Source organism: Azoarcus sp. L1K30, assembly GCF_018122735.1.
Taxonomy (GTDB): Bacteria; Pseudomonadota; Gammaproteobacteria; order Burkholderiales; family Rhodocyclaceae; genus Parazoarcus.
The window spans coordinates 3,278,425-3,293,527 of the sequence record NZ_JAGRRD010000001.1; the positions used below are offsets into that span (position 1 = coordinate 3,278,425).

The window sequence follows — 15,103 nt, forward strand, 5'->3', positions numbered from 1 at the left end:
GTCTCCACTCTCGTTGTTGTTCTGTCAGGTGGCGGTCCAGCCGCCATCCACCGGCAGCTCCACGCCGGTGATCCAGGACGACGCCTCTGAAGCCAGGAAGCGCACCGCATGGGCAATGTCCGCCGGCTCGCCCATGCGCCCGATGGGATGGGCGTGCAGGAAGGCGGCACGCACCTCGTCCAGCGACGCGGTGCCGCCGGACAGGGCCTGGTTCTTGTGCAGGAAGGAATCGGCCATCTGGCTGGCGACCACGCCCGGATGGATGGAATTGCAGCGGATGCCGTAGCCGAGGCGGCCGCACTCGACCGCCACGTCCTTGGTAATCAGGCGCACCGCGCCCTTGCTGGCGCCATAGGCCGACAACCAGGGCACCCCGACGAGGCCGGCCACCGAGGACATGTTGATGATCGAGCCACCCCGCCCGGCCGCGCCGCCGGGCCGCATCGCGGTCACCGCCTGTTTGCAGCCGAGGAAGACGCCGTCCACATTGATGGTCATGAGGCGGCGGAAGTCATCGAGATCCACCTCGGTGATCGCCCCCATGATCTCGATGCCGGCGTTGTTCACCAGCACGTCGAGGCCGCCGAAGCTGTCGACGGTGGCCGCGACGGCGGCCTCCCAGTCGGCTTCGCGGGTCACGTCGAGCGACAGGTAGTCGGCCTTTGCGCCGCTGGCGCGCAGCGTCGCGGCGGTGTCGTGGCCGATGTCGTCGAGCACATCGGTGAGCATCACCCGCGCACCGGCAGCGGCCAGGTGGCGGGCGCATTCGGCGCCGATGCCGCGCGCCGCGCCGGTGATCAGCGCGACCTTGCCGTCGAGGCGGAAGGGATCGGCGGCGCTCATGCGGACACCTCCGCCAGTTCGGCCTGGCCTTCGCGACGGCGCAGCACGGCGAGACGATCGAGCACGGTCTCGGGCACCGCGTCGGCCGGGATCACGCCCTGGTAGAGCCGGGCATTCGCGGGCGCGAGCGCCTCGCCCCCGGCCATCCAGAAGACCTCGGGCACGCGTGCCTCGCGGCTGCCGGCGGGCGCGATCAGCACATCGAGCGCACCGGCCTCATGCACCGGCAGCAGGCCGGCCGGATCGAGCAGGCCGATGGCCCAGCGGAAGTGCCGGCAGGTCTTGAACACCGATTCGTACAGGGCCAGATCCTCGCCACTGCGGGCGCCGTCGTCGGGCGACTCGCACAGCAGCACCAGGTCGACACCCGCCGTGGCGAACTCGCCCAAAAAATTGGCGACATACACCGCCGCGCCATCGATCTCGTCCGGGTCGCTCGCCACCTCTGCCGCCATCGGCTCGCCATGGGCCACGGCGTAGGCGGCGGCCAGCCACTGGCGTGGCGAGGGCAGCACCAGCGCCAGCGGACGCTCGCCGTCGGCGGCGCGCAACGGCCCCAGCAGGGCGGACACCGCCTGACGCAGGCCGGCGTCCTCGAGCAGGCGGCGCAGCGGGTAGGCCGGCCGCTTCTTCTCGCCCAGGGCGCTCGACAAGGCTGGATTGGCCCGCAGCAGCGCCTCGGCGATGCGCGCCACCGGGACCGTGATCACGTCGGAGCCCAGCAGGCCCTGGGCCTTGCCGTGGAAGGCGGCGAAGGCCGCCTCGTCGAGCCAGGGAATGCCGGCGGCGCCGGCCAGTTTGGCCCCGGCGTAGTCGTAGAAATCCAGCCACACCAGCGGCTCGCCGCCGGCCAGCCGATTCATGAAAGCAGTCTGCATCGGAGTCCTCCCGCAGGATATCGGTCAGCCACGCCCGGCCGTCGCGGCGGCCAGTTGCGCTTCGAGTTCGGCGATGCGCACATCCTTGGGGTTGGGCATCATCACGCCGGTCACCGCGCCACGCGCCATCACCACCCGGCCGGCGCCCTGGCCCGCGTAGATGCGGGTGGGGTCGTCCCAGCTACCGTAGTAGGGCAGGTCCTCGGGCGGCTCCGCGCGCACCCACTCGGCCACGAACTGGTCGAAGGGCTTGCCCCGGCGCTTGCGCGCCTCGCGCTCGGCGGCGCGGGCGGCGCGGGTGGCTTCCACATCGAGCACCAGCGAGTCCTCGTCGTACACCACGTGGTAGAGCGCGCGGGCGGTCTCGTGGGAGATGAGGTCTTCCTCCAGGTCACGGATGACCAGGTTCGGGTCGCGGTCGAGCACGTCGCCGTAACCGGCGCCCGCGCCCTGGCAGATCATGTAGACCTCGCCCTCCTGCACCGGCTCGAAGGTCATCCCCATGTCGTAGGCGCCGTACTTGGCACCGGGGATGGCCTGCTCGTTCATGAGCTCGACCAGGTCGAACTTGAAGCTGCGCGGATCGGTCTTGAGGGTGTCGAAGACGTTCACCTCGCGGATCTTGCACAAGGTGTAGACCGGCGAGGCGTAACCGCCGAAGAGCCCGTAGGCGCTCGGATGCAGCGAGCCGGTGCCGCCGGTCATGAAGCCCCAGAAGCCGGCGTCGCGGCTGGTGATGAGCTGCTCGTAGCCGAGGCCGCCGCGGTACTTGCCGAAGCCGACCCGGTCCTTGGTCAGGTGCTGGGCCACCAGGCGCAGCACCGGCAGTTCCTCCTCGATCAGCTCCTGCTCGCCGGTGTCGCACATGTAGCCGAAGCACGGCGACACCGCATGCTCGCCGTCGCGGTTCTCGCGTGCGCCGCCGCCGTTGCCGTTGATGTCGGCGCAGAAATTGCCGGTCACCTCGCCATGCTGGGTCACCCCGCCGTAGATGAAGGTGTAGGGCTGGTTGAAGTGGGAGGAGTAGATCGCGGTGTAGCGCGTGGGGCAGCTGTACATGAACTTCGCCAGCGCGATGGTCGGCAGGGTGAAGGACTTGAACAGCGGGATCAGGCTCATGCAGTTGGGCGCGTCGAAGGACGAGTCCAGCAGCGAGTTCTCGTCCGAGAGCACCTCCACCGCCGAGAAGCAGGCCATGTTGTGCGGCAGGTCCGGCCAGATGTAGAGCAGGTAGGCCGTGGCGATGCAGGTCTTGAGCGAGGCGACGGTGGTGTTGATGGAGCGGTTCACGAACTCCGGGCTGGAGCCGCGCACATCCAGGATCATGCGCTCGCCCTTCACGGTGACCGTGAGGTTGTACTTGATGAGCACGTTCTCGCGCAGGGTGCCGTCGATGAAGGCATGGGTGCGCACGGTGCCGTCGGGCATCTCGCGGATGCGGCGGCGCACCTCGATGTCCACATCCTCGATGTTCTTGCGCAGGCAGGCGATCAGGTTCTCCTTGCCATACTCGGCGATCACCGCGCGGATGCGCTCGATCAGGCGCAGGCAGGCATGCAGCTTGACCTTCACGTCCTCGTACTGGAGCTTGGGATCGCGCACCGAGTTCTGCAGGAAGGTGAGCAGGTCGCGCCTCACCTGGTAGTTCTCGACGATGCGGAAGGGCGGCATCTTGAGCCCCTCGTCCCACTTGCTCTCGGCCGCCGCCGGCATGCCGCCGGGCTCGCAGGCGCCGTTCTCGCCCTCGTGGATGGTGGAGGACACCCAGCAGATCACCTCTCCCTCGTGGAACACCGGCATGATCATGCTCTGGTCGGTGTTGTGGATGTTGCCGTAGCGCGAGTCGTTGTGGATGAAGCCGTCGCCGTCGTGCAGGCCCACGGTGGGGTCCTTGGCCCAGTACTTGGCGATGAACTTGAGCGGGTAGTGGCACACGCCCGAGAACACCACCACGCCTTTCGGGCTGATCGACGACAGGTCGCCGGTGGCGGTGTAGACCGCGGTCACCAGGTCGCCCCATTTGGCGCCCGGCGCGGTGCCCATCTGCTCGACCATGTCGTAGGTCTCGTCCAGCGCCGCATGCAGCCGGCCGCGCACCAGGTTGAGCGCGTGGGGGTCGAGCTCACCCTGCAGCAGCTCGTCCTCGATGGCGCTGCGCGGGCCGATGGTGTGGTCGCGCATGATCGCCGGGTCGGGTCCGTAGAACAGCGAGTGCTCATCCAGGAAGGTGTTCAGCAGGGCCTGCTCGTCGGCGCTCAGGGCGTCTTTCATTTGCTTGTCGGTATGTCCCATATCGGTCTCCGCGAATGGCTTGTCTGGGGGGCGTCAGCCGGCGAGCTGGTTGAACCACACGGCGCCCTGGCCGGCGGCCCGGAACTGCCAGCCGGGCTCGACCAGGTAGGTGGTGGCCGGGGTCACGACGATGGCCGGCCCCTCGATGCGGGTGCCGTCGGCCAGCGCCGAGTCGTCGTAGATGGGCGTATCTACCGCGCCCTCGATGCCGACGAAGTGGCACTCGCGACGCCCTACCGGCGCGCCCGGTGCCTTGTCCGGCCCGGTCGGCTTGATGCCGGCGAAGCGCACGGTCTCCAGCTCCACGTAGGCGCACACCCGGATGGTGTTGATGCGCACGCCGGCTTCCGGCGCCTGGCTGCCGGCCCCGAAGCGGTCGCCGTAGCGGGTGTGGAACTGCTCCATGAGCTTGAGCACGTCGGCCAGGCTGGCGAGGCGGTTGAGGTCGGTGACCACGGCGGTCTCGACCCGCTGGTTGCCGTAGCGCATGTCCAGCTCCAGCCGGTAGCGGATGTCCTCGGCGCGCATGCCCTGGCGCGTCAGGTCTTCACGGCCGCGGCTTTCCAGGTCGGCAACGATCTCGTTGAAGCGGGCGTAGTCGCTGAACATCTGCTTGCGGTTCGAATCGAACAGCACCATGAACACCGAGGATTCATGGATGTGCATCTGGTGCATGTTGCCGGCACCGCAGGCCGAGAACACCGAACTGTAGGGCGGCGCGAGGATGGCGCCGATGCCCAGGCTGCGGGCGATACCGCAGGCGTGCAGCGGGCCGTTGCCGCCGTAGGCCAGCATGGTGAACTGGCCGGGGTCGTAGCCGCGGGCACGCAGCTCGGCGGCCATGCCGTTGGCCATGTTGGCGTCCACCGTCTGCTTGATGAGCTTGCACACCTCGATGGTGTCCAGGTCCAGCTCGTCGCACAGGGTGTCCTCGATGGCCCGTTTGGCCCGCCGCGGGTTGAGCTTGATCTTGCCGCCGGCGTAGTTCTCCGGGTCGAGGTAGCCGAGCAGCAGGTCGGTGTCGGTGACCGTGGGCTTGAGGCCGCCGCGGTCGTAGCTGGCCGGGCCGGGATCGGAGCCCGCGCTTTCGGGGCCGACCTTGACCGTGTGGTACATGCGGTCGTAGCTGGCCACCGAGCCGCCACCGGCGCCCAGGGTGACCAGGTGCACCATGGGCACGCTGACCATCCAGCGCTCGATCACCGGGTTGAAGTCGTAGTGCTTGACCCCGCCCTCGACCACGATGCCGATGTCGAAGCTGGTGCCGCCCATGTCGGTGGCCACCACGTTGCCCAGGCCCGCTTCCATGGCCAGATGTTCCGAGGCCGCCACGCCCGACACCGGGCCGGAATGCACCGTCTGCAGCGCGTCGGTGGAGTTGAGCTGGGCCATGCCGCCGGAGTTGTGCACCACCAGCATCGGCCGCTGGTAGCCGGAATTACGCAGGTTCAGTTCCAGCGTGCCGAGGCCGTGGTACATGACCTTGTGCAGAAAGGCATCCATGATCGCCGACATGCCGCGCACATACTCGCCCTTGCGCCCCGCCACCTGGTGGGAGAGCACGATGGGCAGCGCACCGAGCATGTGGGCGGGGTATTCCTCGAGGAAGATCTCGCGCACCCGCAACTCATGGGCGGGGTTCACCACGCTGTTGGCGAGCATCACCACCAGCGCTTCGGCGCCCTTGTCCACCAGCTCGCGCAGCTGCAGGCGCAGGTCGTCCTCGTCGATGTCCATCACCACCGCGCCCTTGTAGTCGATGCGCTCGCGCACCTGGCGGATCATGGGGATGGGCACCAGCGGATCGGGCCGCGCGGCGTTGGGGACGTCCATCTGCCGGCTGATGTCCAGACCCTCGCCATAGCCGCGCCCACGCGAGATGGGCAGCACGCTCTTGAAGCCGGCGGTGACCAGCACCGCCACCTTGGGGCCACGCCGTTCGATCAGCGCATTGGTGCCCAGGGTGGTGGCGTAGCGCACCGAGTCCACCTCGGAGAGCAGGGCTTCGCGATCGACCCCGAGGTCGCCGCAGGCGTAGTCGAGGGCCTCGTTGAAGCCCAGCGCCAGGTTGTGATGCGTGGTCAGCGCCTTGCGCTGCACATAGTTGCCGTCCCACACGACGAAGCAGTCGGTGAAGGTGCCACCGATGTCTACAGCCACCCGTTTCATGTTTTGGATTCCTCGTCAGTGCTCAATGGGCGTGGGTGTGGCGCAGCTGCTTGATGCGCTCGTCGTCGTCCGGGATCTCGCGAACCGCCGGGGCGGGCCGGTCCTTCCATTGCGCCCTCAGCGCGTCGATGTCGAACTCCATGTCATGCAGCGGCGGGTGGCCGGGCACGGTGTATTCGGTCTCGACCATCGTTCCGCAGGAGGGGCAGTAGTATTCGAGCAACGCGCACCACGCCGGGTCCGGCGCGAAGCTGCGCTGGTACTTGGTGGTGTCGAGCAGCGGCTTGTGGATCTCGCGCGGGTTGCGGTCATACACCAGCAGGCCCTTCTTGTAGTTCTCGCGGGCGCTCTGGATCAAATGGCCGCAGCAACGGCATTCCCACATCTCGCGATCGAGGTCGATCGCCAGGTATTCGGTCATCGGTATTTTCATTGTGTGTCTCCTCGGAATTCGGCGTGGCGTGTGCGCTAGTCGGCCTTTTCGAGCACCAGGTCCATGCCGCCGGCAAAGCGGTAGCGCCAGCCGGCCGGCACCCGGCAGGTGAAGAAGTCTTCCTCGATGACGGCCGGCCCCGACCCGGTGGCACCGGCCGCGTTGTCGGCGATGCGCACCAGGGGAATGTCGCGGGCGTCGTCACCGGGCAGGCACACCCGGCGGGTACCCGCCGCCACCGCGTCGCTGGCCGTGCCGACATCGACCGGCTCGAAAGCCACATGCTCGATGGGCTTGGTCACGCGCATGGACACCGTCAGGTGTTCGCCGGCCGTCAGATGGACGTCCGGCGCCTGGCCGGGTCGATAGGCCAGCGGATGTGCTTCACCCGCGGCATCGACCCGCAGCAGCGACACCGCCTGCTCGCATTCCTCAAGCTCGAAGCCCTCGGCGTACATGTCGCGGCGGGCACGCTCGAGCAGGCTCGCCACCAGCGCGTCCAGCCCGGCCATATCGCCCTCGGGCACCACCGCCTCGTAGTGATGGGCGATGTCGCTGAAGCCCAGGCCGAAGGCGCTGAACACCGCCGCCAGCGCCGGCACGATCACCTTGCGCACGCCCAGCCGGTCGGCCACGTCGCAGATCAGCAGCGGACCGCCGCCGCCGAAGGCGGCCAGCGTGGTGTCCGGCGTGATGTCGGTGAAACGGCGGATGCTGTCGGCCACCTTGTCCACCCAGGCCCACTCCATGGCGGCGAGGGCGTCGGGCATGGGCAGCCCGAGGGCGCCGGCCACGTTTTCATTGATGGCCGCCTCGGCGCGGCCGGTGTCGAGGGTGAGCTCGCCACCAAAATAGGATTTCGGATCGAGAATGCCGGTGAGCAGGCACACATCGGTGATGCAGGCGAGCTTGCCACCAAGCCCGAAACAGGCCGGGCCCGGCTGGGCGCCGACACTCTCCGGCCCGACCTTGATGCGCCCGTCCTCGGCGCGGATGATCGAGCCGCCGCCGACGCCGACGCTGACCACATCCACCAGCGGCAGGCTGATCTCCACCGACTCCACCGCGCCACGCCGGCGGCTGCGTAAGGCGTCATGCTCGACCAGGCCGATGTCGGTGGTGGTGCCGCCCACGTCGACGGTCACCAGCCGTGCCGCGCCATGCTGGGCGGCCAGCGCCCGGGCGCCTTCCATGCCGCCGCGCGGCCCGGAGCTGTAGGTCTTGAGCGCCACCGTCTTGGCCACCCGCGCCGAATCGCCGTCGTTACGGAAGATCAGCAGCGGGGTCTTGAAGCGGTGCTCGCGCAGGATGTTCTCGGCGTGATAGAGGAAGGTCTCCATGGCCGGATGCAGGAAGGCGTTGAAGGCCGCCGTCCAGATCCGCCGGGCGTCGTCCAGGTCGCTGCCGATCTCGTGCGAAAAAAGCACCGGGATCGCCCCGAGCAAGTGGGAGGGGAACTTGCGCAGGATGATCCGGCGAATCCGTTTTTCCTGGTCTTCATGGTCGGGCCCGAGGGCGCCGATCACCAGCCGGTTGGCGCCGGCCGAGGCCAGCGCATTGACCACCCGCACCACCTCGGCCTCGAAGGCCGCGCCCTCCAGCGACAGGTCGATGGCTTCCAGGCGCTGGTCGAACAGGGCCTCGAACATCTCCTCGCCGCCCGGCGACTGGCGCAGGACGTCACCCGGCGTGCCGGCCGGCAAGGCCAGCCCGAGCCGCGGACCCTTGCGCTCGACCAGCGCGTTGGTGCCCTGGGTGGTGGAGTAGCGGATGTAGTCGGTCGTGCGCAGCAGTTCGACGACGTTCTCGTCGCCGTAGATCTCCCGGGACGCCTTCTTGAGCCCTTCGAAGAAGCACTTGCTCAGGTCGTAGGGCGTGGTCAGGGTCTTGGTGCGGAAGATGGTGTTGCCTTCGACGACCACGATGTCGGTCAGCGTGCCGCCGTTGTCGATATTGATGAGTTTTCCCACGTACGCACCTCTGTAACGGGGTTGATGGAGAGCGATTCGATGGATGCATTGTTTTGGAATCCGCCCCCTGCCACATCGTTAATAGGGATGATTTTTGGCCGTCGCGGGATACCCACAATGGACGACGCATTGCCACGGGAATCGGGGTAAAAGTAGGCTTCGGCGTGCCATGCGCCGGGGCGGCGATATACTCCAAAAGACGAGGTACGCACGCACCCGCCACGACCCGGCCCAGCCGGATCGATATAAGAAAAGACGTGAGGAGACAGCTGTGAATCGGGACCCGGAAATCGAGGTGAGCGCCAAGCCCGCACGGATCAGGCTGAGTGCGGCCAAGCTCAGCCCACCGACACTGACCCCCAATTCGGTGGCGCGCACGGCGCCGATCCCGGACCTGATCCAGTCCCACATCAAGCTGGCGCTGTTCCACGCACCGGCCGGCTTCGGCAAGACCACCGCCATGCTGCAGTGGGTGGAACGGGCCCGCGCCTCGGGCATCGGCACCGGCTGGGTCACCCTCGATGCGCAGGACAACGACGCCAGCCGCTTCCTGAGCTACCTGGTCGCCGCCCTCGACGCCTGCGGCGGCGAGAACCGCCGGGACGCCGCACCGGGTTCCCTGTTCGACTCCCAGACCGCGCCGCTGGGCGCGCTGCTCGACGCGGTGGACCGGCTCTCGGCCGAGGGCGTGGATTTCGCCCTCTTTCTGGACGACTTCGAGACCATCACCAATGGCGCCATCCACGAGATCGTGCGCCAGTTCATCGACCACCTGCCCGCCGGCAGCCAGCTGGTGATCGGCAGCCGCGCCACCCCGCCGCTGGGGCTGGGCAAGCTGCGCGCCCGCGAGCAGCTGGTGGAAGTGGGCGCCGACCTGCTGCGCTTCTCCCTCGACGAGGCCCGCCACTACCTCACCGGCGTGCGCCAGCTGAACATCAGCGACCGGGATGTGGCCGAGCTGCACCGCTGCACCGAGGGCTGGGCCACCGCCATCCAGCTCGCCTCATTGTTCCTCGACGGCCAGCGCGACATCGGCGCCTTCATCCGCGGCTTCAGCGGCGATCAGGCCGCCATCGCCGACTACCTGGCCGAGGACGTGTTCAACCGCCAGAGCGAACCGGTGCAGGACTTCCTGCTCAAGACCAGCATCCTGGGCAACCTCAACCCCGAGATCTGCAACGCCCTCACCGGCCGCCAGGACGGCGCCGTGATGCTCGAGCAGATCGAGCGCGCCAACCTGTTCCTGGTGTCGCTGGACAGCGCGCGCATGGCCTACCGCTACCACAATCTGTTCGCGGATTTCCTGCGCAGCCACCTGTTGCGCCGCCATCCCGCCCAGGTGGCCGAGCTGCACAACCGCGCCGCCGCCTGGTACGAAACCGAGGGCGTGCTCACCACCGCGCTGGAACATGCCCTGGCCGCCGGCAACATGCACCTGGCCGCCACCCTGCTCGACCGGGTCGCCGAAACCCTGATCTACGAAGGCCGGGTCGCCACCCTCATCCGCCAGGTGGAGGCGCTACCCAAGCAGCACCTCGACGGCCTGCTCAAGGTGCGCCTGTCCTACGCCTGGGCGCTCACCTTCGCCCATCGCTACCAGGAGGCGAAGCTGGTGCTCGCCAGCCTGGAGCAGAACAAGACCCGGCTCGACGAACGCTCCCGCGACGGCATCCTCACCCTCGGCCCCTGCGTGCTGCTGTGGTCCGACCGCATCGACGAATGCCTGGTGATCGCCGCCGAGAACCTGCCCAAGCTCTCGGGGCGGGACGACTTCTCCCATGGCGCGCTGCTCAACATCTACGCCATGTGTCTGAGCATCGAAGGCAACTTCGGCCAGGCCCGCGAGATGCTCGGCACCGCCAAGCGGCGCATGGCCCGGGCCAACAGCGACTACGGCCTGGTCTACGCCGACTGCATCGACGGCATCATCAGCTTCACCCAGGGCCGGCTGCGCGCCGCGCTGGCGCAGTTCGAGACCGTCTATCGCTATGCCAGCCAGCGCTCGCGCTATTCCAGCGCCAGCGCGGTGGCCGCGGTGTACCTGGCCGAGGCCTGGTACGAGGAAAACAACGTCGACGCGGCCGAGGACATCCTGCGCGAGTACCTGCTGCTGATCCGTCAGACCGGCCTGCCCGACCACATCATCGTCGCTCACCGCCTGCTCAGCCGCATCGAAGCCCGGCGCGGCAGCCTCGACGAAGCCCAGTACCAGCTCAGCGAAATGGAACGCCTCGGCCTGTCACGCGGTTCCGGCCGGGTGGTGGGCGGCGCGCGACTTGAGCGGGCGCGCATCGCCATGATGCTGGGCGACCTCAACCTGGCCGCCAGCATCATCCGCCAGGAGGAAGTGGACCTCGGCTGGCGGAGCTCGGTGAGCGGCCGGCCGCCGGCCAACGAGCTCGACGACATCCGCCTGCATGCGATCCGGCTCAAACTCATGCAGCGCGCCGGTGGCGAAGCCATCGTGCTGCTGCAGCGCGAATTCGACCTGCTCGACAAGGCCGGCGGCATGAGCCGGCGCCGGCTGCTGGCCACCCTGCTGCTGGCCCGGGCGCAGCAGCTCACCGGCGACCTCGCCGCCGCGCGCCGCCATCTGACCGAGGTGCTGCGCTTCGCCGCAGAGGAAGACCTGCAACGCACCCTGCTCGACGAGGACTACCTGCTCGTCGGCCTGTTCGACGAACTGGGCCCGACCCTCGACCCCCAAGCCGGCCCGGCCGCCACCTTCCTCAACCGGCTACGCGGCCGCCCGGCCCCCACTAACGCGCCGCGACCGGACAACGTGGACACGCCCGTGGTGCCGGACGAAGGCGTGGACGCCCTCACCCAGCGCGAAATGCAGATCCTGTCACTGGTGGCCGAAGGCCTGTCGAACCGGGAGATGGCCAACAAGCTGTTCCTCTCCGAAGCCACCGTGAAGACCCACATGCGCAACATCAACTCGAAGCTCGCGGTCCACAGCCGCACCCAGGCCATCGCCCTGGCGCGGAGCCGGCAGCTGATCTAGTCGTGCCCCGTGACGTAAGCGGCGAGACGATCCGCCAAGCGTGACTCAGAAAGGTGAGATCTCTGCCCGGGTAGAGACCCTTGTACGCTATCGGCGCCTACCGGCCAGCTGCTGCCGCTCGATGATTCCTGAAAGCCACCATCTAAACGGCCGCTTGACTCTCAACCTTGCCGTAAAGCCTACTCCAGCTATTACTCTTCTGAATAGATGGGCCGAGCTATCAACTTCTCCGCATCACCCTTCTATTATTTAGGCGGATGCTTGCGTCGATTTCTATTAAGTTTAAACCCTTCAGGGACGGGCTTAAACGAATCCCCATTTTCCGGCCAGCGTTTGGCTCGACTTTGAAATGCACGTAAAGAGTCAATATCCAGCGTGGCAGCTATAACAAAATCGTTATCTCCACCGCGCACTCGTGCAATGTCCCGCACAAAGGATTCTTTTGCAGGGGAGCGTACACGGCTGTCACCGTATTTCCGGTTATTAACCAGAATGGTGTAGGCATGCACATCCAATGCAGCGGATTCAATCAGCGAAGCAAAAGTCTCCAAGTCTTGGTTCCAACTCAGCACCATTAATGCATCTACTTTCCCTTGAAACCTCACTCGGGCTTTGCTGTTTTGTAGCTCTGAACAGACCATCACTCCAAAATGAACATTGTTGTGCACATATATTGGCTTGCTGCGTTGTCCTTGTAACCTAGACACAGCCCAGTGCTTGCCAAATTTTGCGGTCAACTCCTTGTCTTCGCCAACCGCTGGTTCCAGTTTGGGCTGCCAAATCTTTACTGTAGCCGGGTAGCCTAGCCGGTTATCAGTTAGTACCAGGCAGGCCTCACTCAGTAGTTGGCTATCCTCAAAGTGGCGGTACTCGGTTCCGGCAATTAGGCTTATACCTAAGGCGTTCAGCCTTGCTGCCACGCTATCTATCCATTTCAAAGGAATAGAGAGCTCCGGGAATACTAGGTAGTCAGGGCGAGGCTTAAGCCGAATAGCTTGGTTGACCAATTCGGAAATGCGCTGATACCTCTCACGAGATAAGTTTGGTCTATTGCTGGCCATTGCACCCCAATCTTTATCCTCTGTTTTGAGGTTGGTCAGTGCAATAGTTATCCTACTTTTTCGGTCAGTGCCAATCCGAACGTATATGCGTGACCTTGGGATATTCGGCATGTCGTTGCCATCCTGCTCTGTGGCAAGCAGAGTTGGCTTTATCCATACACCCCGAAGTGCCTGAGTGTATTGAGCCCATATTATCGAAGGCTTTTCTTGCCAACGCTTTCCGTCTACTCTTGGCAACCCTACACACTCCGGAGCAAGCTCCGATATTTCAGCAGGTGTGAGAGGACGAGTAGGAAAAAGATAGGGTAAAACACTTTCGTTCTTATGTTTCTCACGTTCAACTGCAGCAAGCCGGCTGAGACGGGTTGATTTCAAGAACCCTTTCAGTGCATCGGTATTTAATAGTTGCGAGGATTCCATCAGTTTGAGAATATGACTCTCCTTCTTACCTTGATGCTTCTCCATAAGCTGACCAGCAGATATGCTATGCAAGATGCGCTTATAAGGTTCTTTGGCAAGATCGGCCATGGCAACTAACGGAGCTTTCCGATAAAAATCCTCTGATCCAAATCGAAAATTGAGTAAGGATTCAACTTCAAGTAGGCTATCAAAAATTCCCTTCAAAAACAGCTCTGCTAGCCGCTGCTCTTTCTTTGAGCGCCGACCGAAAAATAATCGATTCGGGTCGTAATGGCGGGACGCTGCGTCAATAAATAGCCAAGTCAGAGTGCCTTTAACCATAGGCCATAAATTTTCCCCTGCCTTGGTGACAACACCGTTCACCGCGATAGGTTTTCCCTTGGGTATTGCTGTCGCCAATTGCTGCAAAGAATGGTATGCGCGTAATGCTATTTGTTCAGCCTGCAGCCATTCATTCAGGCTGATTGCAAAACCCAACAAACGGGGCAAGTAGGTAAAGTGAGCAAATAAGTTGTCTGGACGAAGTATGTGATTGTGAGCGAATTGATAAAACTCCTCGCGCTGCTCATGCCATTCTTGCGCAGGGAGATCTCGAGCCAGTGTCTCTACATGCCGTAGTTGTAACGACCAACTCAAACGGCGAATGGTCAAGCCATCGGCGCGACGTAAGGTATCTGCACTTTCGCCAACGGTGCCCGCTGCCGATAACACTCGGGCGGCAGTAGAGTCGTCAAGTTGATCAGGTGAGGGCATAAGTCTGTGCTCGCTAGACAGTTCACTAATCTCCTTCTCAATGCTGTCCAGCAGGTCGAGCCCCGCGCGACCTTGAAGCAAAAACATTTTCTGTTTGTCAGATTGCAGTTTTATCTGCGTTTTGCCTTGGAAATCCTTCCCCTGTTGTATCTGCCAAATTTTGTCATTAGCATTTCCCTCTTGAGAAACGACTTTTTTGCCCATTCTATCCTTCAAATACAGCATGAACTGCTGACTATCGTTGATAGTCTTCGTGTCACGCAGTACCAAAAACATATCGTCCACATAGCGGCCATAATGGATTGGCGCAATGCGTTCTTTGATCAGCCTGTCCCAACGAGATAGCAATACATTAGAAATAATTCGGCTCGCAGTTAGGCCGATAACAAGTCCACCGGGAATTGCGGCTATCCCCGACGTAACCTTTCTTGAAAATTTGCCAGCCCCCTCGGACCAATGTTTGAGAAATTTAGCAAGATCTCTAGTGAATTTTTGCTCTTCATCACTTAGAGCAAGTCCTAGCTCCTCGTGAAGGACCGCTGAGGCCAAAGCCATTGGGTCGATAAAATGGTAATAACTTTTTAAATCTAACGAGACAGCGATAATTTCTCGGCCTTGCTCAAGCTCACCCCGAATAGCGTTAAGACCATCATTGCGCCACTTTTGATAGGGTTGAAAGTACGGTACAAATGAGCCTACAGCGCTAATATGAAAAGGCTTCTCGTCTGCCTCGCTAAATAGCTCGTCGTCACGAATGCGTCTTAACCTAGCGCCGTAGCAACTAGTGGCTAGCTTAGCGTCAAAGCGATGCCCAACGGTATTGATCCATAATGCAGATAAAATATGCGTATCTACAGGGAAATCGCCAACCACTCGAAATTCCGGAACGATCTTGTTGTGTTCAAGCAGATGTACCACTGTGCGATCAGGATTTGAGAAGTGAACATGGCCATTTGCAGGCAAATTCTTCTTAGGCTTGTTGGACAGCTTTTTCGGAAGGAGACGAAAATCGCCCAGCAGTCTTTCATTACCTGAAAATCCCTTGTCTTGATGCAGGTACTCAAGTAATTTTTTTAGATTAGCGAGTAAATCTCGTTCATAGTCTGCAAATTTTATGGCCGCTGGAAAGGTATTTTCAAAAAAACAATCAGCCTTAGCCTTTCGGTAGGCCACCAACAGATCTTCGAGCGTGATATCTTCCCAACCAGTAAACGTTGCTTGATAGCCCATTGTGGTCCCTTTTAATTCTGCTGATGGCAGGCCATTATTAGCTTGAA

Annotated in this window: 8 protein-coding genes; 1 reads left to right on the forward strand and 7 read right to left on the reverse strand. The window is 63.4% G+C overall.

What is annotated here, in order from left to right:
- Positions 1 to 24: 24 nt before the first annotated feature.
- Genes J5J83_RS15140 through J5J83_RS15165 form a run of 6 tightly spaced genes read right to left on the reverse strand, consistent with a single transcriptional unit; the run spans position 25 to position 8,585 of the window.
- On the reverse strand, positions 25 to 843 hold the full coding sequence (locus tag J5J83_RS15140) for a glucose 1-dehydrogenase (RefSeq protein ID WP_212350524.1): 819 nt from the start codon (positions 841 to 843) through the stop codon (positions 25 to 27).
- On the reverse strand, positions 840 to 1,721 hold the full coding sequence (locus J5J83_RS15145) for a hypothetical protein (protein ID WP_212350526.1): 882 nt from the start codon (positions 1,719 to 1,721) through the stop codon (positions 840 to 842). The genes J5J83_RS15140 and J5J83_RS15145 overlap by 4 nt, the downstream gene beginning before the upstream one ends.
- 24 nt (positions 1,722 to 1,745) lie before the next feature.
- A complete protein-coding gene (locus J5J83_RS15150) occupies positions 1,746 to 3,992 on the reverse strand; it encodes a hydantoinase B/oxoprolinase family protein (RefSeq protein WP_212350528.1) in 2,247 nt (748 codons plus the stop codon).
- A gap of 54 nt (positions 3,993 to 4,046) precedes the next feature.
- Positions 4,047 to 6,182 carry a hydantoinase/oxoprolinase family protein gene (locus J5J83_RS15155; protein ID WP_212350530.1) on the reverse strand — a complete coding sequence of 712 codons (2,136 nt, stop codon included), beginning with the start codon at positions 6,180 to 6,182 and terminating at the stop codon, positions 4,047 to 4,049.
- A 22-nt stretch (positions 6,183 to 6,204) separates the two neighbouring features.
- The gene (locus J5J83_RS15160) at positions 6,205 to 6,603 is read right to left on the reverse strand and encodes an acetone carboxylase subunit gamma (RefSeq protein ID WP_249115740.1); all 399 of its coding nucleotides are present in this window, start codon (positions 6,601 to 6,603) and stop codon (positions 6,205 to 6,207) included.
- A 47-nt stretch (positions 6,604 to 6,650) separates the two neighbouring features.
- On the reverse strand, positions 6,651 to 8,585 hold the full coding sequence (locus J5J83_RS15165; RefSeq protein ID WP_212350534.1) for a hydantoinase/oxoprolinase family protein: 1,935 nt from the start codon (positions 8,583 to 8,585) through the stop codon (positions 6,651 to 6,653).
- 271 nt (positions 8,586 to 8,856) lie between these two features.
- Here J5J83_RS15165 and J5J83_RS23260 point away from each other — a divergent pair, with 271 nt between their 5' ends.
- Positions 8,857 to 11,592 carry a LuxR C-terminal-related transcriptional regulator gene (locus J5J83_RS23260; protein ID WP_212350536.1) on the forward strand — a complete coding sequence of 912 codons (2,736 nt, stop codon included), beginning with the start codon at positions 8,857 to 8,859 and terminating at the stop codon, positions 11,590 to 11,592.
- A gap of 245 nt (positions 11,593 to 11,837) precedes the next feature.
- On the opposite strand, the gene J5J83_RS15175 is transcribed toward J5J83_RS23260, so the two are convergent.
- Complete coding sequence (locus J5J83_RS15175; RefSeq protein ID WP_212350538.1) at positions 11,838 to 15,056, reverse strand: RNA-directed DNA polymerase; 3,219 nt, start codon at positions 15,054 to 15,056, stop codon at positions 11,838 to 11,840.
- Positions 15,057 to 15,103: the final 47 nt, after the last annotated feature.